General features: G+C 49.3%; 22 protein-coding genes. 13 read left to right on the forward strand and 9 right to left on the reverse strand.

The genetic code is table 11. The features are described from left to right. The first annotated feature begins 123 nt into the window (after positions 1 to 123). The 3 genes from asr (at position 124) to OGY33_RS08170 (ending at position 1611) form a co-directional block, all read left to right on the forward strand. Complete coding sequence (asr, locus tag OGY33_RS08165; RefSeq protein WP_048214236.1) at positions 124 to 519, forward strand: acid resistance repetitive basic protein Asr; 396 nt, start codon at positions 124 to 126, stop codon at positions 517 to 519. 86 nt (positions 520 to 605) lie between these two features. Continuing rightward, positions 606 to 689 (forward strand): small membrane protein YdgU, encoded by an 84-nt coding sequence (gene ydgU, locus OGY33_RS24570; protein WP_049259791.1) that lies wholly within the window; start codon positions 606 to 608, stop codon positions 687 to 689. Positions 690 to 789: 100 nt separating this feature from the next. Next, positions 790 to 1611 (forward strand): trypsin-like serine peptidase, encoded by an 822-nt coding sequence (locus OGY33_RS08170; protein WP_149607211.1) that lies wholly within the window; start codon positions 790 to 792, stop codon positions 1609 to 1611. A gap of 34 nt (positions 1612 to 1645) precedes the next feature. Here OGY33_RS08170 and mdtI read toward each other — a convergent pair whose 3' ends face one another. The 3 genes from mdtI to OGY33_RS24575 all read right to left on the reverse strand — a co-directional run bounded on the left by mdtI (position 1646) and on the right by OGY33_RS24575 (position 2605). Then, the gene (gene mdtI, locus OGY33_RS08175; protein WP_191238525.1) at positions 1646 to 1975 is read right to left on the reverse strand and encodes a multidrug/spermidine efflux SMR transporter subunit MdtI; all 330 of its coding nucleotides are present in this window, start codon (positions 1973 to 1975) and stop codon (positions 1646 to 1648) included. Further along, entirely contained in the window at positions 1962 to 2327 is a 366-nt protein-coding gene (gene mdtJ, locus OGY33_RS08180) for a multidrug/spermidine efflux SMR transporter subunit MdtJ (RefSeq protein WP_162623449.1), read from the reverse strand. The genes mdtI and mdtJ overlap by 14 nt, the downstream gene beginning before the upstream one ends. A 107-nt stretch (positions 2328 to 2434) precedes the next feature. Beyond that, the gene (locus OGY33_RS24575; RefSeq protein ID WP_103014904.1) at positions 2435 to 2605 is read right to left on the reverse strand and encodes a protein YdgV; all 171 of its coding nucleotides are present in this window, start codon (positions 2603 to 2605) and stop codon (positions 2435 to 2437) included. 138 nt (positions 2606 to 2743) lie between these two features. On the opposite strand from OGY33_RS24575, the gene OGY33_RS08185 reads away from it, so the two are divergent. Beyond that, positions 2744 to 3778 (forward strand): AI-2E family transporter, encoded by a 1035-nt coding sequence (locus OGY33_RS08185; RefSeq protein WP_103014905.1) that lies wholly within the window; start codon positions 2744 to 2746, stop codon positions 3776 to 3778. A 31-nt stretch (positions 3779 to 3809) separates the two neighbouring features. On the opposite strand, the gene OGY33_RS08190 is transcribed toward OGY33_RS08185, so the two are convergent. Then, positions 3810 to 5006 (reverse strand): multidrug effflux MFS transporter, encoded by a 1197-nt coding sequence (locus OGY33_RS08190; protein ID WP_191238526.1) that lies wholly within the window; start codon positions 5004 to 5006, stop codon positions 3810 to 3812. 262 nt (positions 5007 to 5268) lie between these two features. On the opposite strand from OGY33_RS08190, the gene OGY33_RS08195 reads away from it, so the two are divergent. Beyond that, positions 5269 to 6120, forward strand: a complete 852-nt coding sequence (locus tag OGY33_RS08195) for an aldo/keto reductase (RefSeq protein ID WP_149607209.1) — start codon at positions 5269 to 5271, stop codon at positions 6118 to 6120. A gap of 41 nt (positions 6121 to 6161) precedes the next feature. On the opposite strand, the gene pntB is transcribed toward OGY33_RS08195, so the two are convergent. Then, a complete protein-coding gene (pntB, locus tag OGY33_RS08200; protein WP_071446485.1) occupies positions 6162 to 7550 on the reverse strand; it encodes a Re/Si-specific NAD(P)(+) transhydrogenase subunit beta in 1389 nt (462 codons plus the stop codon). Positions 7551 to 7560: 10 nt separating this feature from the next. After that, positions 7561 to 9090 (reverse strand): Re/Si-specific NAD(P)(+) transhydrogenase subunit alpha, encoded by a 1530-nt coding sequence (gene pntA, locus OGY33_RS08205; RefSeq protein WP_048214239.1) that lies wholly within the window; start codon positions 9088 to 9090, stop codon positions 7561 to 7563. 525 nt (positions 9091 to 9615) lie between these two features. On the opposite strand from pntA, the gene ydgH reads away from it, so the two are divergent. The 6 genes from ydgH to folM all read left to right on the forward strand — a co-directional run bounded on the left by ydgH (position 9616) and on the right by folM (position 16076). After that, positions 9616 to 10560, forward strand: coding sequence for a DUF1471 family protein YdgH (gene ydgH / locus OGY33_RS08210; RefSeq protein ID WP_003832856.1), 945 nt, complete (start codon positions 9616 to 9618; stop codon positions 10558 to 10560). A gap of 245 nt (positions 10561 to 10805) precedes the next feature. Then, positions 10806 to 12188 carry an amino acid permease gene (locus tag OGY33_RS08215; RefSeq protein ID WP_149607207.1) on the forward strand — a complete coding sequence of 461 codons (1383 nt, stop codon included), beginning with the start codon at positions 10806 to 10808 and terminating at the stop codon, positions 12186 to 12188. Between the two features lie 654 nt (positions 12189 to 12842). After that, complete coding sequence (locus tag OGY33_RS08220; protein ID WP_191238527.1) at positions 12843 to 13982, forward strand: hypothetical protein; 1140 nt, start codon at positions 12843 to 12845, stop codon at positions 13980 to 13982. Positions 13983 to 14027: 45 nt separating this feature from the next. Further along, positions 14028 to 14555: a hypothetical protein gene (locus OGY33_RS08225; RefSeq protein ID WP_048214242.1), complete on the forward strand. Its 528-nt coding sequence runs from the start codon at positions 14028 to 14030 to the stop codon at positions 14553 to 14555. 53 nt (positions 14556 to 14608) lie between these two features. Further along, entirely contained in the window at positions 14609 to 15088 is a 480-nt protein-coding gene (locus OGY33_RS08230; protein WP_048214243.1) for a hypothetical protein, read from the forward strand. Between the two features lie 265 nt (positions 15089 to 15353). Continuing rightward, entirely contained in the window at positions 15354 to 16076 is a 723-nt protein-coding gene (folM, locus tag OGY33_RS08235; RefSeq protein ID WP_191238528.1) for a dihydromonapterin reductase, read from the forward strand. Here folM and OGY33_RS08240 read toward each other — a convergent pair. Beyond that, complete coding sequence (locus OGY33_RS08240) at positions 16073 to 16408, reverse strand: GlpM family protein (RefSeq protein ID WP_008784705.1); 336 nt, start codon at positions 16406 to 16408, stop codon at positions 16073 to 16075. The two genes, folM and OGY33_RS08240, sit on opposite strands and share 4 nt — an antisense overlap. Before the next feature lie 117 nt (positions 16409 to 16525). Between OGY33_RS08240 and rstA the strand changes: the two genes are divergently transcribed. Then, entirely contained in the window at positions 16526 to 17269 is a 744-nt protein-coding gene (rstA, locus tag OGY33_RS08245) for a two-component system response regulator RstA (RefSeq protein WP_191238529.1), read from the forward strand. A gap of 91 nt (positions 17270 to 17360) precedes the next feature. Here the strand turns inward: rstA and OGY33_RS08250 are convergent, their stop codons facing one another. Continuing rightward, positions 17361 to 18389, reverse strand: coding sequence for a HoxN/HupN/NixA family nickel/cobalt transporter (locus OGY33_RS08250; RefSeq protein WP_191238530.1), 1029 nt, complete (start codon positions 18387 to 18389; stop codon positions 17361 to 17363). 120 nt (positions 18390 to 18509) lie between these two features. Then, complete coding sequence (locus OGY33_RS08255; RefSeq protein ID WP_020996415.1) at positions 18510 to 19352, reverse strand: aminoglycoside phosphotransferase family protein; 843 nt, start codon at positions 19350 to 19352, stop codon at positions 18510 to 18512. A gap of 189 nt (positions 19353 to 19541) precedes the next feature. On the opposite strand from OGY33_RS08255, the gene OGY33_RS08260 reads away from it, so the two are divergent. Continuing rightward, complete coding sequence (locus tag OGY33_RS08260; protein ID WP_191238531.1) at positions 19542 to 20333, forward strand: MBL fold metallo-hydrolase; 792 nt, start codon at positions 19542 to 19544, stop codon at positions 20331 to 20333. Positions 20334 to 20348: the final 15 nt, after the last annotated feature.

The following is a 20348-nucleotide window of genomic DNA, read 5'->3' on the forward strand; positions in this document are numbered from 1 at the left end:
TCATTGTACATATCGTTACACGCCGAAACCAATGACTCACGGAAGCCCTGTGTTTACAGCGATATAGTTATTTCAACGGCCCCGCAGTGGGGTTGAATGAAAAACCAAATCGAGGGTATGAGAATGAAAAAAGTATTAGCTCTGGTTGTTGCCGCTGCTATGGGTCTGTCTTCTGCTGCTTTTGCTGCTGAAACAACTGCTACTACCGCTCCGACTGCTGCTGCAACCACCAAAGCAGCGCCGGCAAAAACCACGCATCATAAAAAACAGCACAAAGCAGCGCCGCAGAAAGCGCAGGCTGCCAAGAAACACGCTAAAAAATCCACCACTAAACCGGCTGTAGAACAAAAAGCGCCAGAGCAGAAAGCTCAGGCTGCTAAAAAACACACCAAAAAAGCAGCAACCAAGCCAGCAGCAGAACAAAAAGCACCAGAGCAGAAAGCTCAGGCCGCTAAAAAACACACCAAAAAAGCCGTAAAACACGACACCGCTAAACCAGCAGCTCAACCTGCAGCATAATGCATTTGTAGTCACTATGGCGTCCCCCACGCCATAGCATACGGCGCTAGATCAACCTGATGTAGCGCCGCCTTTCGGAGGGTAAAATGGTGTCACATTACCGCTTTGAGTTCATTCTTATTACTCTGATAATTTGCGCCCTCATTGCCATGCATTTTTATCTTTCCTGAGTGTAGTTATCTGATTTTACTCCCACTTTCTCGCCGTCCCGTCTATAGTATTAACTGAGGGTTTGCTGTTTATAATCATAATTCCCTACCAGAGTGTGATATGCATAAAACCATTGCTGTATTACTGGGCTCAATTTGTTTTTTTCCTGTTGTTGCGCATGCGGATCAGCCAGCAACGACCACCGCTGAAGCAGAAAACATAAAAACGCTGTTTTTTGGTCATGACGATCGCACGAAAGTAACGGACCCAACGCAATCACCGTGGGACGCTATCGGACAACTGGAAACCGCCAGTGGTAATCTGTGTACCGCCACGCTCATTTCACCGCATCTGGCCCTGACTGCCGGACACTGCTTGCTCGCTCCACCGAAAGGCAAACCGGATAAAGCCGTCGCGTTACGCTTTGTGTCGAGAAAGGGTGTCTGGCGCTATGAAATCCATGGAATCGAAGGACGGGTTGATCCCTCACTCGGTAAGCGTTTGAAAGCCGATGGCGATGGCTGGATTGTGCCGCCATCAGCAGCCCCGTGGGATTTTGGTCTGGTGGTGCTGCGTTACCCGCCTTCCGGAATCACGCCCCTACCATTATTTGAAGGTGATAAAGCGGCGTTAACCGCGGCGTTGAAAACCGCCGATCGTAAAGTCACACAGTCGGGCTATCCGGAAGATCATCTGGACGATTTGTACACCCATCAGGATTGCGTGGTGACCGGCTGGGCGCAGAATACCGTCTTGTCGCACCAGTGCGACACGCTACCGGGCGACAGCGGTTCACCATTGATGCTTAAGACAGATTCAGGCTGGCAGTTGATTGGCGTACAAAGCTCCGCTCCGGCGGCAAAAGATCGCTGGCGAGCCGATAATCGCGCCATATCCGTGACCGGTTTTCGCGATAAGCTGGAAGAGTTGGCGCAGGAGTAACATATGCTGCCCGCATTAACGGGCAGCACGGATATCAGGCAAGTTTAATCATCACCATTCCGGCCAGCAGCAGCGCCACGCCAATCCAGCCTTTATTATTCAGGCGCTGACCAAACAACACCCAACCAGCCGCTAACGTCGCGGCAATCCCAAACCCGCCCCACAAGGCGTAGGCAACAGAAAGGTCAATACCTTTTACCGCCTGCGACAGCGCACTAAAGGCCGCTAACACGGCAGCCAGCGACAGCACGCCATAAATCTTGCGGCGAAATCCATCAGAAAACTTCAAAAAGACGTTAGCGACAATTTCCAGCACGATGGCCATGCCAAGCCAGGCACCATGACCCCACTCAAACTGCTGCATGGGTCACCTCTTTGCTCGTTTTGGCAGGTTTTCGAGTACCAGACTTGATCAGCACAATGCCTAATACCAGCGAGACCAGTCCAGCCACTTTCATCGTGGACAAGGTTTCGTCAAATAACAACACACTAAACAGCGTAATAAATAAAATACCGATACCTTCCCACAAGGCATAGGCCACACCAAGGGCAATTTTTTTAACAGCAAAACTAAGAAAAATATATGATAAGGCGATCATTACCAGCATTAAAATAAAGCCTGAATTACCATGGCCAACGCTTGCCCATTTCATTGACAGCGTACCAGTAATTTCAGCCGCGATGGCCAGACCTAATAATATCCAGTAAAACATGATACTTCTCCTGCTTGAGAATATAGTCCTTTAGGCCTACTGCATGCAGTAAACCAAAAAATAAAATTAGTTAGCTCAGCGCACAGCGCCAGCTCAGGCAGAAGAAGGGACTAAAGCGCGTTGCGCCAGTGTTGCTCACCCGCAAGCAATAAAGTGGAGGAGGTACGAAGAAGTGTAGGTAAACGCAAAAACATCCTGAACATATTGTCCATAATATTACAATTATCCGCAGTGTTGCTTCTCATCATCGCGGATGATAATTGTCCTCGGTAGTTAAACACAGATGATTTGTATCATAGCTTCAAGACGAACTCAAAGTCTTTTCACTTCTTTACCTGCCCCGTTTGATTTTTGTTATAACGGCTCGACGCAAATCACATTATTATGCAGATTCAAAAATGAAAAATGCGGGAATACACATGGCGAAACCGATCATCACGCTTAACGGTCTAAAAATAGTCATTATGCTGGGCATGCTGGTTATCATCCTGAGCGGTATTCGCTTTGCCGCAGATATCATCGTCCCCTTTATTCTGGCGTTATTTATAGCCGTTGTGCTCAATCCCGTGGTGCAGCGGATGGTCAAGCTTCGCATACCGCGCGTAATTGCGGTGTCATTGCTTATCGTTATTATTGTAATGTTAATGGTGCTGCTGTTGGCGTATTTAGGTACATCCTTAAATGAACTTGCGCGAACGCTACCGCAATATCGCTCTTCACTGGTTATCCCACTGAAAAATCTTGAACCATGGTTACAACGCGCAGGGATCGGCGTTTCCGTGGACGAGCTCGTCAAATATATCGATCCGAACGCGGCAATGACGCTGGTGACCAATTTACTGACGCAGCTTTCAAATGCTATGTCATCGATATTTTTACTGCTACTGACGGTAGTTTTTATGCTGCTGGAAGTACCGCAACTGCCCAACAAACTCAAACAAATGATGAGTCGCCCCATTGAAGGTATGGCGGCGATTCAACGCGCCATCGACAGCGTCTCCCACTATCTGGTGCTTAAAACGGCAATCAGCATTGTGACCGGGTTGGTCGCCTGGGGCATGCTTGCTGCATTGGATGTGCGCTTTGCCTTTGTCTGGGGATTACTGGCCTTCGCCCTGAACTACATCCCTAATATCGGTTCTGTATTGGCAGCCATTCCCCCTATCGCTCAGGTGCTGGCATTCAGCGGTCTTTACGATGCGCTGGTGGTTCTGGCAGGCTATCTGGTCATCAACCTGGTATTCGGGAATATCCTCGAGCCGCGGATCATGGGCCGCGGGCTGGGGCTGTCCACGTTGGTAGTATTTCTGTCGTTAATCTTCTGGGGCTGGTTGCTCGGTCCCGTGGGGATGCTGCTTTCTGTGCCGCTGACCATCATCGTGAAAATCGCGCTTGAGCAAACCAACGGCGGTCAAAGCATTGCCGTGCTGCTTAGCGATCTGAACAAAGAATGAGTTTTCGCCCCGCCATTACGGGGCATTTCCTTTATCGTTTCACGCGGAAAGCCAAAACGGCGCTTAACAGCGTAAATAGCGCTATTATCCACGCCATGGTCCAGGGCGTGCCATCACTGAAGGCGGCCAGCAGCAACGATGAGATAATACCGCTGCCATATTGCAACGCGCCAATCAGCGCCGAAGCTGAACCCGCAATGTTCGGTACCGCGTCCAACGCCGCGGCAGTCGACGTCGCGGCAATAATGCCATTCATCGAGAACAGCAGAAAAATGGAAACGATAATGGCAACAATTCCGCCTGACTCCAGTTTAACCAGCAGTGCAAGCGCCACTGCGGCCAGCGCCGCCAGCATCGTCGCATATTTCAGCAGTTGTTCCAGAGCATGTCGTTGAACCAGACGACGGTTAACCACGCTCATCGCCATAACACCGATAATGTTTAGCGCAAACAACCAGCCGTAATGCTGTGGATCAACATGGTAATAGCTAATATAAACAAACGGTGACCCGGTAATAAACGCGTACGCACCGACGTAATAAAACGTCAGGCTCAGGGTATAGCGCATAAAACGCCCATTCGTTAACAACGAGCGGTAATTACGAAATGCGCCAGCCAAAGAGGCTTTCACCCGTTTATCTTCCGGCAATGTTTCGGGCAGCCAGTTTAGGGAGATAAACATCAGCGCACCAATCACCACCAGCAGCCAAAAAATTGAGTGCCAGGTGCTCAGGCGAATAATTTGTCCGCCAATCAACGGTCCGGCGATTGGCGCAATCGCCATCACCAACACCAGGGTCGAGAGCATTTGCGCCGCACGAGTACGTGCAAAGAGATCGCGGATCATCGCTCGCGCCAGCATAGGTCCGGTACAGGCTCCAAGCGCCTGAAATACCCGCCAGAAAACAATTTGCGTGATACTTGTAGACAGCGCACACCCTGCGGAACCAATGATAAATAGCACCATGCCGATAAACAGCGGCTTACGCCGCCCCATATGATCGCTAATCGGCCCCCAAATCAACTGTGCGATAGTAAAACCAATTAAGAAACCAGTAATCGTCAGCTCAACATTGCCATGTAAATCCTTGGCCATCGTCGGCATTGCTGGAAGATAAATATCGGTAGAAAGCGATGTAAAGGCCATCAGGCCACTGAGGATCAGAATAAAAGTAAGACCGGTCTGGCTTGCGGTAGTTACCGGTGAGGCATGTTCACGTGTACGCATAGTGCCCTGTCATGTTCTAAAAAGTCAGGTCGCAGTATATAGACAACGTATTGCCGTGATTAGACGGTTAAAACCGCTTGAGTTTATGAACTGAGATCATGAATGGTGAAATCATATGCGTCATATTTTGTGACTGAGTTCCAACAATTACCTTTCAGAAATGAATTCTACTCATAGGTCCATGCGAATTTCACAGACTAATCGTATCAACACAGATTTGCTAATCTGCAGCCAATGCAACGATGATGCTCAGGAGAACCCAATGAATACAACAGTTCTGAATAACGGTGTTGAGATGCCCCTGCTCGGATTTGGCGTTTATCAAATGACTGATGCCAGCGAATGTGAGCAAGCCGTACGGGATGCCATTGATACAGGATATCGCCTGATTGATACCGCTGCCTCCTACCAGAATGAAACTCAGGTCGGCAATGCTCTTAAGCAAAGCGGAGTCCCCCGCGAGGCGCTTTTTGTGACTACCAAACTGTGGTTACAGGATACCAACTATGCAGGCGCAAAGGCGCAATTCGCACGTTCTCTGCAACGGCTTCAACTGGATTATATTGACCTTTATTTGATTCATCAGCCCTATGGCGATGTACACGGTGCCTGGCGCGCGATGGAAGAATTATATGAAGAAGGGAAAATCCGCGCGATTGGCGTGAGTAACTTTCATCCGGATCGTCTGGCGGATTTAATCGCTTTCAATCGCATTATTCCAGCCGTTAACCAGATTGAGGTGAATCCTTTTCATCAGCAGCCGCATGCCGTGGCCTGGATGCAGAGCCGGAATATTCAACCGCAAGCCTGGGCACCGTTCGCAGAAGGACGCAATGACCTGTTTCAGAACCCAGTCTTAGCGGCTATTGGTGAAAAATATGGCAAAAGCGTTGGTCAAGTCGTGCTGCGTTGGATTTATCAACGTGGGATTATTTCGCTGGCGAAAACCGTGCGTAAAACGCGGATGGCCGAGAATATTCAGGTGCTGGACTTTGCCCTAACGGCGGAAGATATGACGCAAATTGCCGCGATGGACAGCGGAACCAGTGCGTTCTTCTCGCATCGCGATCCGGCTCGTGTGGAATGGATCACCCAGCGTAAACTGGATGTTTAAAAAAACGGCCTCCGCAGAGGCCGTCTTACTTTTACTGGCAATTACAACGCTTTCAGGATCGCATCCACGCTGGCTTTGGCATCGCCAAACAGCATATGGGTGTTATCTTTAAAGAACAGCGGGTTCTGCACACCTGCATAGCCGGTGTTCATTGAACGTTTGAACACAATTACGTTCTGCGCTTTCCACACTTCCAGCACCGGCATGCCGGCGATCGGGCTGCGCGGGTCATCCTGCGCTGCTGGGTTTACCGTGTCGTTGGCACCAATGACCAGCACGGTATCAGTATCGGCGAAATCATCGTTGATCTCATCCATTTCCAGCACGATGTCATAAGGGACTTTGGCTTCCGCCAGCAGCACGTTCATATGACCTGGCAAGCGCCCTGCTACCGGGTGAATACCAAAACGCACTTTGATGCCGCGCGCGCGCAGTTTCTCAGTGATTTCCGCGACCGGATACTGTGCCTGAGCCACTGCCATGCCGTAGCCTGGGGTGATGATCACGGAGTGCGAGTTCTTCAGCATTTCTGCTGTGTCTTCCGCAGTAATCTCACGATGTTCGCCAACTTCTTCATCAGACCCGGTAGAAGAACCGTCAGAACCGAAGCCGCCCGCAATAACGCTGATGAACGAACGGTTCATTGCCTTACACATAATGTAAGACAGGATCGCACCGCTCGAACCTACCAGCGCACCGGTAACGATCAGCAGATCGTTGCTCAGCATAAAGCCCGCCGCTGCCGCCGCCCAACCTGAATAGGAGTTAAGCATTGAAACGACAACCGGCATATCCGCACCGCCGATGGACGCCACCAGATGCCAGCCAAAAGCCAGTGCAATAATGGTCATCACCAGCAGCGCCAGAACCTGCAGGCCCACGCTTTCGGTACGAACAAACACCACCAGCAGCAGGAAAGAAACAACCAGCGCCGCCAGGTTCATTTTGTGACGATTCGGCAGCATCAGCGGTTTAGAGGAGATCTTGCCGCGCAGTTTGCCAAAAGCCACCACAGAACCGGTAAAGGTCACCGCACCGATGAAGATACCCAGGAACACTTCCGTCAGGTGAATGTTCACCAGAATCGGCTCCAGGCCCGTATCGTGATACAGGTAGCTGTTGAAACCCACCAGTACCGCAGCCAGACCGACGAAGCTGTGCAGAATCGCCACCAGCTCCGGCATCTCGGTCATTTCGACTTTCTTCGCCAGACGAATACCAATCGCGCCGCCGATGATCATCGCTACCAGGATCCACGCAACGTTGCCGGTATCCGGGCCAAAAATCGTAGCAATCAGCGCAATCGCCATCCCGGCGATGCCGTAGTTGTTACCCTGCTGAGAGGTTTCGTGTTTCGAAAGCCCCGCCAGACTAAAAATAAACAGGATCGCGGCAACAATGTATGCAGCTGTAACTAATCCTCCAGACATATGTTACCCCTTAGTTTTTCCGGAACATTTTCAGCATTCGCTGAGTCACGGTGAAGCCACCGAAAATATTAATGCTGGCAATAAGCACCGCGATAAAGCTCAGGAAACTCACCCAGCCACCCTGGCCAATTTGCAATAACGCCCCAACCACGATAATCCCCGAGATGGCGTTAGTCACAGACATCAGCGGAGTATGCAACGCATGTGACACATTCCAGACCACGTAGTAACCCACCACGCAGGAAAGCGCGAACACCGTAAAGTGACCAAGGAACTCTTTCGGCGCGACGTCGGCGAGCCAGCCAAACAAAATCACTACCAGCGCCATCAGCGCATATTTGCGCCACGGAGAGACAGGCTTTTTCTCTTCTTTCGGCGCAGGTGCAGCTTTTGGCGCAGCCTGCGGCTGAGCAGAAACCTGGATCGGCGGCGCAGGCCAGGTGATTTCACCCTCGCGAACCACCGTGACACCACGCACAACCACGTCGTCAAAATCGACAGTGATATTGCCGTCTTTCTCTTTGCACAACAGTTTGAGCAGGTTGACGAGGTTCGTGCCGTACAGCTGGGAAGATTGCGTTGGCAAACGGCCAGGCAGATCGGTATAGCCGATAACCTTCACCCCGTTCTCGGTGGTGGTCACCTGATTAGGCACGGTATATTCGCAGTTTCCGCCGTTTTGCGCGGCAAGATCGACAATTACGCTGCCCGCTTTCATCGAATCGACCATTTCACGGGTGATCAGTTTCGGGGCCGGTTTGCCCGGAATCAGCGCTGTGGTAACGATAATGTCGACGTCTTTCGCCTGCGCAGCGAAGAGTTCCATTTCGGCTTTGATGAACGCTTCGGACATCACTTTGGCATAGCCATCGCCGCTGCCCGCTTCTTCTTTAAAGTCCAGTTCAAGGAACTCTGCGCCCATACTCTGCACTTGTTCCTTCACTTCCGGACGGGTATCAAAAGCGCGCACAATAGCACCCAGGCTGTTTGCCGCACCGATCGCCGCAAGACCTGCCACACCCGCACCAATCACCATGACCTTGGCAGGTGGAACCTTGCCTGCGGCGGTGATCTGGCCGGTGAAGAAGCGACCGAATTCATGTGCAGCTTCAACAATAGCGCGATACCCGGCGATGTTCGCCATCGAGCTTAAGGCATCCAGCGACTGTGCGCGCGAAATACGCGGCACGGAGTCCATCGCCATAACGGTCACGTTACGCTCTGCAAGTTTTTGCAGCAGCTCAGGGTTTTGCGCGGGCCAAAGAAAACTCACCAGCGTCGTGCCCGGATTGAGTAACGGAATTTCCGCCTCTTCCGGCGCATTGACCTTCAGAATAATCTCTGACTGCCAGACATCATTCCCGTCCACAATTTCTGCGCCTGCTTGTACAAACGCCTTATCGTCAAAACTCGCCAGTTGACCTGCGCCGCTTTCAACCGCGACGCTAAAACCCAGCTTCAGCAGCTGCTCAACCGTCTTCGGCGTGGCTGCAACGCGGGTTTCATTGGTTAACCGTTCTCTTGGTATGCCAATTCGCATAATGTTCCCTTCCATCTGTAATTATGATGATGGTTTATCAATGTTCGCACGAGGCATGCGCGCACTCTCGAGAGAGGTCAGTGTTACCTCAATAAAATAAAACAGTAACAAACTCTGTATAACCTACTGAAAATGACGCCTGTGATCTAGCGCCAAAAAACAGTATTTATTATGAAATTCGCAAAATAGAGATGAATCGAACCTCAGACAGATAAAATGCCCTAAAAATAACCCGCAAAGGCTGATAATTCGCTCAAGCGAAGCGGCAAAACATGATTACCTACCTGCCAAAAACAATTGATTAACATTAAATTAACTTATGAAATTCAACTGCTTTATCAGTTTTAGTCACCAAACGCCGAAATTTTCGGCATATCACAAAATGTTATCGCTGTTGTTACCTAACGTGACACGATGAGTGAAAAATGACGCAGACACTGACACAATTTAAATGCAATAATCAGCGACGTTTCTAGTCAATAACAATACCAGTACCTGGTTTGCGCAAGGCGAAGGATTATTTTTATGAAGCTTAAGAACACTCTCCTGGCGTCCGCACTAATTTCTGCGACTGCTTTTTCTGTAAATGCAGCGACAGAATTGACGCCGGAGCAAGCGGCTGCCCTGAAACCCTATGACCGCATTGTGGTCACCGGTCGTTTTAATGCTATCGGTGATGCGGTTGCTGCCGTTTCGCGCCGTGCAGATAAAGACGGTGCAGCCTCCTTTTATGTTGTTGATACCTCAGATTTTGGCAGCGGCGGTAACTGGCGCGTTGTTGCCGACGTCTATAAAGCCGACGCTGAAAAAGCGGAAGCGTCAAAAAACCGTGTCATTAACGGCGTTATGGAATTGCCAAAAGATCAGGCCGTTCTGATAGAACCTTACGACACCGTTACAGTGCAAGGTTTCTACCGTAGCCAGCCTGAAGTAAACGATGCCATCACCAAAGCAGCGAAAGAGAAAGGTGCTTACTCCTTCTATATCGTGCGTCAGGTCGATGCCAACCAGGGCGGCAACCAGCGTATTACTGCATTCATCTATAAAGCTGATGCTAAAAAACGCATTGTACAAAGCCCTGATGCGATCCCAGCAGATTCAGATGCTGGTCGTGCCGCATTAGCAGCAGGTGGCGAAGCCGCGAAGAAAGTTGAGATCCCGGGCGTAGCAACTACCGCTTCTCCGAGTGCTGAAGTTGGCCGCTTCTTCGAAACGCAATCCACCAAAGGCGGACGTTACACTGTCACGTTGCCGGACGGAACCAAGGTTGAAGAGCTGAACAAAGCGACCGCCGCCATGATGGTACCGTTCGACAGCATCAAGTTCACCGGTAACTACGGCAACATGACGGAAGTCTCTTATCAGGTAGCAAAACGCGCAGCGAAGAAAGGCGCGAAGTACTATCACATTACCCGCCAGTGGTCAGAACGTGGTAACAACGTGACGATCAGCGCCGATCTGTATAAGTAATACCCAATGCCTTATCAGGTCTACAGTCCTTGTAGACCTGATAATTTCGCGCAGTTCTGTTTCCAGACAAAACAAAAACAGCAGTATTAAGACAACTTTTCACACTATTAGTCACAAATCTCTCTATCCCCATTGCATGCGTTCTCTTCTCTCCGTAAAATCCCGCGCCTTAGTGGCTTTCACCATTTTTATGCGGTTTGCCAAAATAATTATTCTCTCACTCTCGTTTTTGTAACTGGATACAAATGGAAAAGAAATTGGGTCTGAGCGCACTGACCGCGCTGGTTTTAAGCTCAATGCTCGGCGCTGGCGTTTTCAGCCTGCCACAAAATATGGCGGCAGTAGCCAGCCCGGCTGCATTACTGATTGGTTGGGCGATTACCGGTGCGGGTATTCTTTTGCTCGCCTTTGCCATGCTGATCCTGACGCGTATCCGTCCTGAACTGGACGGCGGTATCTTCACCTATGCACGTGAAGGTTTCGGCGAGTTGATTGGCTTCTGCTCTGCGTGGGGATACTGGCTGTGCGCTGTTATCGCTAACGTTTCGTATCTGGTCATCGTCTTCTCTGCGCTCAGTTTCTTTACCGACACACCGGAATTACGTCTGTTCGGCGACGGTAATACCTGGCAGTCGATTGTCGGCGCATCGGTACTGTTATGGATAGTCCATTTTCTGGTGTTGCGGGGAGTACAAACCGCGGCCAGCATTAACCTGGTCGCTACTCTGGCAAAACTACTGCCGCTAGGCCTCTTTATCGTGCTGGCGTTCATGCTGTTTAAGCTCGACACCTTTACTCTCGATTTTACCGGCGTCGCGTTGGGCGTGCCTGTCTGGGAGCAGGTCAAAAACACCATGCTCATCACCCTGTGGGTTTTCATTGGTGTGGAAGGCGCGGTGGTGGTATCTGCCCGCGCCAGAAATAAACGCGATGTTGGGCGCGCCACGCTGTTAGCTGTACTCGCCGCACTGGGCGTTTACCTGTTAGTCACCCTGCTATCCCTCGGCGTTGTCGCGCGGCCAGAACTGGCAGAGATCCGCAATCCATCAATGGCCGGTCTGATGGTTAAAATGATGGGGCCATGGGGCGAAATTATTATTGCCGCGGGTCTGATTGTTTCCGTGTGCGGTGCCTATTTAAGCTGGACGATTATGGCTGCAGAAGTGCCGTTCCTCGCCTCCACGCACAAAGCGTTTCCGCGTATTTTTGCACGACAGAATACACAGGGTGCGCCATCGGCATCGCTGTGGCTAACCAACATCTGTGTACAAATCTGCCTTGTGCTAATCTGGCTCACAGGCTCCGACTACAATACGTTACTGACAATCGCCTCAGAGATGATTCTGGTGCCCTATTTGCTGGTCGGCGCATTTCTGTTAAAAATTGCCACCCGTCCGATTCATAAGGCTGTCGGTATCGGCGCGAGTATTTATGGCATCTGGTTATTGTATGCGTCAGGTCCGATGCATCTGCTGCTGTCTGTAGTGTTGTATGCGCCAGGGCTGCTGGTTTTCCTTTATGCCCGTAAAACGCACACGCATGAAAACGTATTAAAACGCCAGGAGATGGCGCTGATCGGCCTGTTGCTTGTTGCTGCTGTGCCAGCTACCTGGATGCTGATAGGCTAACGTTATACCCATCGCTGGCTTCGGAAAATATCAGACTATGAATATCCTGATAAAGGATTATCGGGATATCATGGTTAACGCTGATTAATCGAAAATAATCGCTCTCGCTCTCCCTTCATGCTTGCCCCCACACTATTTGTTGTTGCGTGTGAAGCGCTTATCACGGCTCTCCAGATGATGATTCATCACAAGGTGTGATCCCCCCCTATTGAGTTCGAGTTATTCTTTCTACACTTCACAATCGCAAACTGCTTTACGGCGCAACAGTCAGTCACAATCACCTGCTTTATCTTCTTATGAATCACAACATAACATACAGAAACACATCATAACCTTCTCAATTTTTTGTTCACTTTTCATATTGATAAAAGATAAAAAAGAAATACCTCACGAACACACATACATCATAATACATGGACAAACAAAAGAACAATTAATCATCACACAATTAACTATTTGTGCTTTATGTTGTGTTGAGTTTATCATGCAGTTGTGTTGATATTTGTGTTTGATGATAATGCAACCCGTGCGCTGGTCCCACCAGCTACACTCCCCTCGTCAATTATGTCGGAAATAAAAAAGGTTTATTAATAGCTGTTACTGCATCGATTAATTATGTAATCGGCAGTATTTAGTCATTGAGGGACAAACAAAATGATAAACAAAGAATTAATGATGACACCCCCTATTAATCCTAAATGGAGTTTTAAAATGTTTAAGAAATCAGTGGTTGCAGTATTAATCGTTCTTCCTATGTCTGCTTTTGCTCATGGTCACGGTGGCCATGGAGGTATGGGCGGTCACAATTTTGGTGGCCATGGCCATGGTGGTAACATTGGTCATGCTTTTAGTGGTCATTCGTTTGGTGGTCACTTTGCGGAGCGCATGAATGCAGGTGGTGGCTTCACAGGATTCTCTAAAGGCTCCATCAATATGAGCGATCACCCCATTGCAGATAACACGACTCGTTCCATCAGTGTGAAAGATGGTGTCGTCACTAAAAACATTGCCTACAACGGTGTTAATGAACAATATTCTGCGACAACCACAATCAGTCAAGAAACAGGTGTGGTTCGTACCTCAACAGTTACTCGTGATGGTGTGACCAAAACAGCATCAACTGTTGTGTCGCCTGAAATGCGTTCCCACACCGTTGACGTGACGAACGGTGATGTAACGCATTCCTCCGATCATAGCTATGTTGAAGGCGTTGGCGGCCTGTCGATTCACGGCACTAAAGAAGGTGATGAGGCTATTGGTACAGTCACTGCATACAACGATGTATCCAACGCAGTGAAAACTACCCACGCGCTCAAAAATGCTGACCTGACTCGTGTAGCATCAACAGTGATTGCACCAACCATGCGTACTCATAACGTTATGGTGAAAGAAGGTGATCTCACAATCACTCACCTTCGTGGTTATGTTGGAAATGAGACTGTTGGGTATGGTTTCTCTAAGGGCGTAGCTAAAGAAGATGGTTATGCAATCGAAACTTCAGTCAACTCACTTGGCATAGCAACTGTTGGGGCATATGGCCCTAGTCACTATGCAGAGAAGGCAGAAAATCTGAAAACGGGTGAAGTGAAAACAATCACCGATATCACTCCGCCACAACCAACTCCTGTTGTCGTACACGTTGTACCCGTAACTCCTCTGACTCCTGCGACGCCTGTAAATCCTCCTGTCGTGGTTCACGTTGTTCCAGCATCAACGATTACCCCAGCCACTCCAGCGACTACCGTGTATAACGATAAACTCGGTGATAGTGTCATCTTGTATTGGAATATCTAAACTAAATGAGGCTGGAGCAATCCAGCCTTTTTAGAGGAAATAATTATGTCAGTTTTAACAGCAGCAGATTTTCTAAAACTTATTGATCTTGAACCATTCAAGAAGCCAAACAATGAAGCAGGTGTCTCTGTTCAGCGTGGTATTGAATTAGAAAAGCTACGCCTTGCTGTAAAAGAAGGTCATGTAAATCTCCGTTTTTTCCTCAAATGGTTAAATGCATCTGCTGGCTGCCGTTTACAAGAGCGATGGTTAAACAAGTTTTTCGCCGATGATCTCGGAGAAATTCCCGCACGATTTCAGCAGTCCCCCAGTAAGAGCACAGAAGAAAAGCTAAAGGAAGAAGTTGCCCGTCTCACAGCGGAACTGAGAGCGTCACAGCAACAAAATCAGGTTATTGCTTCTATCGCTTCTGAGGACAATCAGAAAGCCATTTTTGCGGGTATCGTCGAACGTATCGAAGAAGAATCACAAGCTGAACTAAAAGCTTTTGCAGAGAAGGCCGCAACACGGGCAAAACAGAAAGCAATAGAGATGATGATAGCTATCTTTCCTAATTGGAAGCCATCAGATTGAACACAAGAGGCTGTGTGTATTATCATGCTTCCTTAATCATTTAAGGGTAGACAATGAAGAACGTAAATCTGATCTTACTCGGAGACAGCACACAGCCACAAGAACGCCGAATGAAAGAAGCGTTAAAGATAAGCAAGGACGTAAAACCTGCCGCTGTGTTAGATGCTGTGAAAGAGGCGTATGAAGACACAGGCAAGAAACCTAAGCTGAACTATGCACAACTATCACGATGGAGAAAAGGTTTAACCTTCTATCGTTCACCACCGCCAGAAGACGCTGTAGATCAGTATTCAGATTTATTTTCCCCACTCTACCAACTCCTAGAGAATCCGGTGATTGTTGCTTCTATCGACATATCAGAATTTGAACAGAGATTGAAGATTCAGATTAAAGAACGAGAACAAAGATTGATTGAAGCAAGAAGGATTGAAGCAGAACGTATTCTACAAGAAGCAGAAGAAAGAGATCGCAGAAAGTTCACAGAAGAATTCAATAAAATAATGGATAAACTGAGAGAGCTTAGGAAAACGTAGCTACAATGGGGAGCCTGTTTTCTGGTTCCCTTTTTTAATGACTAATCATTCTATTACGTTAATCCCCCTCTCTCTATTACTCCTTCAACTATAGCCCGACTAAAATGTGCTCACCGCTAAATCAGGATGCTGTAACAAACCCCAACAACTTTATTCCTGTGTGCTACTGTGTACAAATGAGTTTGCACTGCTCACCAATGTTTCATACACCACTTACACCCTTTCTCTTGTAAAATGCTGTTTTTAATGGAGCCTGAGTATAACAATGGGTAAAAAACCTCCTTTGCCAATTCTTATCACCGGAGGTGGTCGTCGTATCGGCCTCGCCGTCGCATGGCACTTTCTGAACCAAAAACAGCCAGTTATCGTCAGCTACCGAACTCACTATCCTGCCATTGACGGCCTGCGAGAAGCGGGCGCGATTTGTATCCCGGCTGACTTTTCCACGGATGAAGGCGTGCTGGCCTTTGCTGATGAGGTCAAAGCACAGACGTATGGCTTGCGCGCCATTGTGCACAATGCCAGCGCCTGGGTCGCCGAAAAACCCGGCACTCCGCTCAGCGAAGTACTGTCACGCATGATGCAGATCCACGTCAATACGCCCTACCTGCTCAACCACGCGCTGGAAGGATTGCTACGCGGTCATGGGCACGCAGCCAGCGACATCATCCATTTTACGGATTATGTTGTGGAGCGTGGCAGCGACAAACACATTGCTTATGCTGCCAGCAAAGCGGCGCTGGATAATATGACCCGCTCGTTCGCGCGCAAACTGGCACCGGAAGTGAAAGTGAACGCGATTGCCCCCTCACTTATCCTGTTTAACGAGGGCGACGATGCAGAGTATCGCCAGCAGGCACTAAACAAATCACTGATGAAAACCGCGCCTGGTGAAAAAGAGGTCATTGATTTAATTGACTACCTACTAACCAGTTGTTTTGTCACCGGACGTAGTTTTGCCCTTGATGGCGGGCGTCATCTGCGTTAGTGCAGTTTGATCCAACAAAAGATCAGCAACCACGCGCTCAGGCTCCAGCACACTACTGCACCGCCGAGCGCGATGGGTAAGCGCATAAACCCGGTGAAATACCACAGTGAAACAAGGTAGACAAAATAGGGAATAATCGACCACATACTGAATACAATGGTTGTTCGTAACGCCTCGATCCCACGCTCACTGGCCACGATGTAGTGGGCAATCAACGCAAACGTCGGGAACAGTGGAATTAATCCTGCAATATAGTAATTCTTTGTTTTCGCCAGCAAACCAATCAACACCACCACCAGCGCACCGAGCGCCGCTTTTATAACGAGTCCCATCACTCTGCCTTAACACATCAATAACATCAGCCTCTAGCATAACGGAAGCGTTCTTGTTTAGAAAAGATTAATGGAAGGAAAAACCGGGGCGGTGTATGTTGGCGTTTTATATTCAAAATGAATGATATGAACACCATCGTATTTGTTGAAGATGATCCCGAAGTTGGCTCACTGATTGCAGCCTATCTGGCCCGGCATGATATTGAGGTTATCCTTGAGCCTCGTGGTGATTTGGCCGAGGAGAAAATCCTGCATGTTCAACCCGATCTGGTGTTATTAGATATCATGCTGCCGGGCAAAGACGGGATGACTATCTGCCGCGATTTACGCGGACGCTGGCAAGGCCCGATTGTCCTGCTCACCTCGCTGGACAGCGACATGAACCATATCCTGGCGCTGGAAATGGGCGCCTGTGACTACATTCTGAAGACAACGCCGCCAGCTGTGCTGCTGGCTCGTCTGCGCCTGCACCTGCGCCAGAATGAACACTCAGCACTGTCTAAAGGCATTCAAGCGGCAACCATCACACCGCACACAACGCTGCGCTTTGGCACACTCACTATCGATCCCACCAACCGCTCCGTGCTGCTCGGCGGCGAGCAAATCTCTCTTTCCACCGCTGATTTTGAATTACTGTGGGAGTTGGCAACCCATGCCGGGCAGATTATGGACCGTGATGCGTTGCTAAAGAACCTGCGCGGCGTAAGTTATGACGGTATGGATCGCAGCGTCGATGTCGCGATTTCCCGGTTACGCAAAAAACTGCTCGATAACGCGACTGAACCCTATCGAATCAAAACGGTACGCAACAAAGGTTATCTGTTCGCACCTCACGCCTGGGACGACGAGCCGCAGAAGTAATCCAACCGGGTCGGTCACTTTGTTCGGCCCTATTAATTATCTGGCGTTACACTGTCACTTAATATTATTTAACCCTATTATTGATAGCCAACTAACTAGACGTCAGTCCGTCGTATTTTTTCCAACGGTAGTTTACGGCGGAGATAATCCAGCAGCCGATAAAGACGCCAATAATCGCAAAACCGACATTCCCCATATGGTCACTCAAATTGCTGACGGTATCCCACACCCCCCCCTGAAGCGAAAACGCGTCAGAGAGAAGTCCCAGCGCCTCCAGCCCGCCAATAAATAGCGCAACAATCACGGAAGTCCCGGTAATAGTCATATTGTAATAGAGCTTACGTTGCGGCTTATTGAACGCCCATCCGTAGGCCTCAACCATCAGAATACTGTCGAGACAATCAATTAACGCCATACCGCAGGTAAACAGTGCCGGGAATACGAGAATTGACCAAACTGACATGCCGCTGGACGCGCTTGAAGCAGAAATTCCCAGCAGAGAAATTTCAGTGGCGGTATCAAAACCCAGACCAAACAGAAAGCCGACAAAATACATATGCCAGTCTTTACCTACCAGCCGAAACGCTGAGCGGAAAAGCCAGTTCAGAGGGCCTGAAACTGTAATGTCTTCCGTGGTGCCATCGTAAGTACCGGTGCGTTTAAGATGGCGGAATGCCTTCCAGACCTGGCAGAAAATAATGAGATTGATGGTAGCCAGAATCAGCAAAAATGCGGCAGAGACCGTAGTTCCTATCAGACCACCGACATTCTGAAACCATGCCATATGTTGCTTAAACACGCTGGTAGTTAACGCAATGCCAATGCTGGCCAGCACCACAATGGTAGAGTGTCCCAGAGAAAACCAGGCCCCCGTTGTCAGAGCACGTTTTTTTTGCTGCATGAGTTTACGCGTCGCGCTGTCTATCGCGGCGATATGATCGGCATCAACGGCATGGCGCAAACCATAGCACCACGCAATCAGACTCAGTGCCAGTAAGGAAGTGTTGTTGCGAAACGCGGTGAAAGCCCACAGCCACGCTACGATGTTTGCCCCGATGAGTAAGACCATCAACAAAAGAATATTCGGGCGTTTTTTTAATAATGAAAACAATGCGTTCATTGTTTCCGGCCTGTCAAATTTTCGCTCAACAACACACCACACCGCCGTTCATTGATTGATTAATACAACGTTTACCAGGCTAATGATAACTCTTAAGAATTACTAACCCAGTGTCGTAGATCAAAATTGATTACCACCTGAAGCAAGTTCTGCCATCGCTAGCTCCGCAATACGCAGAGGTACCGTTGCGCTGTCACCCTCTTGCAGAAACCAGACGGACGACAACCCACACCAGGCAACAATCCACATCAGTAAACGCTGCCGTTCAATTCTGGCGATTTCAGACACAATGTTGACTCGTTGCGTGAATCTTTCCGGCTCAATGGCGACAGGTCTGGTAGGTTCGGCAAGATCGGGGTTAGTAAAGATATTGGCATAATCAAAGCCACGCTCGCCCACCAGCCCTTTGGGATCGATAGCCAGCCATCCTCTCGTTCCGAAATCAAGAATATTGCCGTGGTGTAGATCGCCATGTAATACGACTTCATCATGGGGTGAAGATAGCAGTACGTTTGCCACCGAATCACAACGCGTCAGGATACCGCCATGCTTTTTCGCGGCAGGCGCCAGATCGCGAAACCAATGGTGCAGAGGTGTTAACGCAGGCGTAGACGCATTTCGGGAGAGATGGAGTCTACTGGCAGCATGGCAAATAATGCGACAGGCCTGCGCATCGTTGCCAGTCCAGGACATGTCCGCTAAAGACCCTGTCCCTGTCGCACGTTCCAGCAGAATCGCCCCTACTGCATGAGCAAGTACTTTCGCTGCGCCATTTCCGTTCCACCAGACCATGAGTTCACAGCCGATCCGTTCACTGTCATCGTCGGTGATCTTTAGTATGGCTTTCTGACCGTTCTTGACCACCACCACAGGCAAAAGCTGCGATGTGTGAGTTTCAAACGGTTCACCATCTGGAGTGAGCCCCCAACGGTTGAGCCAGGTGTTGAACAGACGATTTTCCAAACAATATCCTCATTTTTCTCTGGAAGATGGTAATCAAAAGGATCCGTGTCGGCATTATTCCTGTTTTCTTTTGGTTGAGCCACAACCCCCACTTCCATCATCACTGACTTATCGGGTAGAGCACTAACAGGCACATCCTTGTGTATCTGTGTGCCATGCTGACTGTGTTCGGTATATGAGGAGGACACGATGATCACGTTATGCAAAACCTGTGGAACATCCTATGAGGTAACTGGCGCCCATCCGGAACATTGCGATATCTGCCTGGATGAACGTCAATATGTCCCCACAAGCGGGCAGAAATGGATCGATTTTGACACCCTGTGTGCATCGCATACAAATAAGTGGAAGCAACACGACAGTACTCTCCTCAGCATCCGCACCGTTCCTGATTTTGCAATTGATCAGCGCGCGTTTCTTGTGCGTACCCCAGAAGGAAATATTCTGTGGGACTGCATTGCCACGCTCGACGATGCCACAAAAACGCTAATAACGTCCCTTGGCGGCCTTAAGGCTATCGCGATTTCGCATCCTCATTACTACACCACCATGCAGGACTGGGCTGCGGAATTTAACGCGCCGATTTACCTTCATACCAGCGACAGAAGGTGGGTAATGCGTGACAGCCCGTGGATTAGATTCTGGGATGGCGACACCATTGAGTTAACCCGTGACGTCACGATGATACGTCTCGGCGGGCACTTTGCTGGCGGCTGCGTCCTGCACTGGGCGCGTGACGAAGGCGTCGTGCTTTCTGGCGACATCGTTCAAGTTACACCAGGTGCCCATGCAGTCTCATTTATGTGGAGCTACCCCAATATGCTACCGTTGCCAGCCGCCACCGTCAGCGACATCATCCAACGCCTGAGAACAGTGAAATTTAAGCAACTTTACGGCGCATTTGAAGGAAAAGATATTACGCAAAATGCCGATGAAATTGTGCGCCGTTCAGGTGAAAAATATATTTCCTGCCTCCAATAAACCGGCAGTTTATTC

Source organism: Citrobacter sp. Cpo032, from assembly GCF_030332975.1.
GTDB classification, from domain to species: domain Bacteria; phylum Pseudomonadota; class Gammaproteobacteria; order Enterobacterales; family Enterobacteriaceae; genus Citrobacter; species Citrobacter portucalensis.

Bases quoted from the DNA above. Each gene is read 5' to 3' on its own strand.
- asr (WP_048214236.1), top strand. From the start codon at position 124: ATGAAAAAAGTATTAGCTCTGGTTGTTGCCGCTGCTATGGGTCTGTCT.
- ydgU (WP_049259791.1), top strand. From the start codon at position 606: ATGGTGTCACATTACCGCTTTGAGTTCATTCTTATTACTCTGATAATT.
- OGY33_RS08170 (WP_149607211.1), top strand. From the start codon at position 790: ATGCATAAAACCATTGCTGTATTACTGGGCTCAATTTGTTTTTTTCCT.
- mdtI (WP_191238525.1), bottom strand. From the start codon at position 1,975: ATGCAGCAGTTTGAGTGGGGTCATGGTGCCTGGCTTGGCATGGCCATC.
- OGY33_RS08185 (WP_103014905.1), top strand. From the start codon at position 2,744: ATGGCGAAACCGATCATCACGCTTAACGGTCTAAAAATAGTCATTATG.
- OGY33_RS08190 (WP_191238526.1), bottom strand. From the start codon at position 5,006: ATGCGTACACGTGAACATGCCTCACCGGTAACTACCGCAAGCCAGACC.
- OGY33_RS08195 (WP_149607209.1), top strand. From the start codon at position 5,269: ATGAATACAACAGTTCTGAATAACGGTGTTGAGATGCCCCTGCTCGGA.
- pntB (WP_071446485.1), bottom strand. From the start codon at position 7,550: ATGTCTGGAGGATTAGTTACAGCTGCATACATTGTTGCCGCGATCCTG.
- pntA (WP_048214239.1), bottom strand. From the start codon at position 9,090: ATGCGAATTGGCATACCAAGAGAACGGTTAACCAATGAAACCCGCGTT.
- ydgH (WP_003832856.1), top strand. From the start codon at position 9,616: ATGAAGCTTAAGAACACTCTCCTGGCGTCCGCACTAATTTCTGCGACT.
- OGY33_RS08215 (WP_149607207.1), top strand. From the start codon at position 10,806: ATGGAAAAGAAATTGGGTCTGAGCGCACTGACCGCGCTGGTTTTAAGC.
- OGY33_RS08220 (WP_191238527.1), top strand. From the start codon at position 12,843: ATGATAAACAAAGAATTAATGATGACACCCCCTATTAATCCTAAATGG.
- OGY33_RS08225 (WP_048214242.1), top strand. From the start codon at position 14,028: ATGTCAGTTTTAACAGCAGCAGATTTTCTAAAACTTATTGATCTTGAA.
- OGY33_RS08230 (WP_048214243.1), top strand. From the start codon at position 14,609: ATGAAGAACGTAAATCTGATCTTACTCGGAGACAGCACACAGCCACAA.
- folM (WP_191238528.1), top strand. From the start codon at position 15,354: ATGGGTAAAAAACCTCCTTTGCCAATTCTTATCACCGGAGGTGGTCGT.
- OGY33_RS08240 (WP_008784705.1), bottom strand. From the start codon at position 16,408: ATGGGACTCGTTATAAAAGCGGCGCTCGGTGCGCTGGTGGTGGTGTTG.
- rstA (WP_191238529.1), top strand. From the start codon at position 16,526: ATGAATGATATGAACACCATCGTATTTGTTGAAGATGATCCCGAAGTT.
- OGY33_RS08250 (WP_191238530.1), bottom strand. From the start codon at position 18,389: ATGAACGCATTGTTTTCATTATTAAAAAAACGCCCGAATATTCTTTTG.
- OGY33_RS08260 (WP_191238531.1), top strand. From the start codon at position 19,542: ATGATCACGTTATGCAAAACCTGTGGAACATCCTATGAGGTAACTGGC.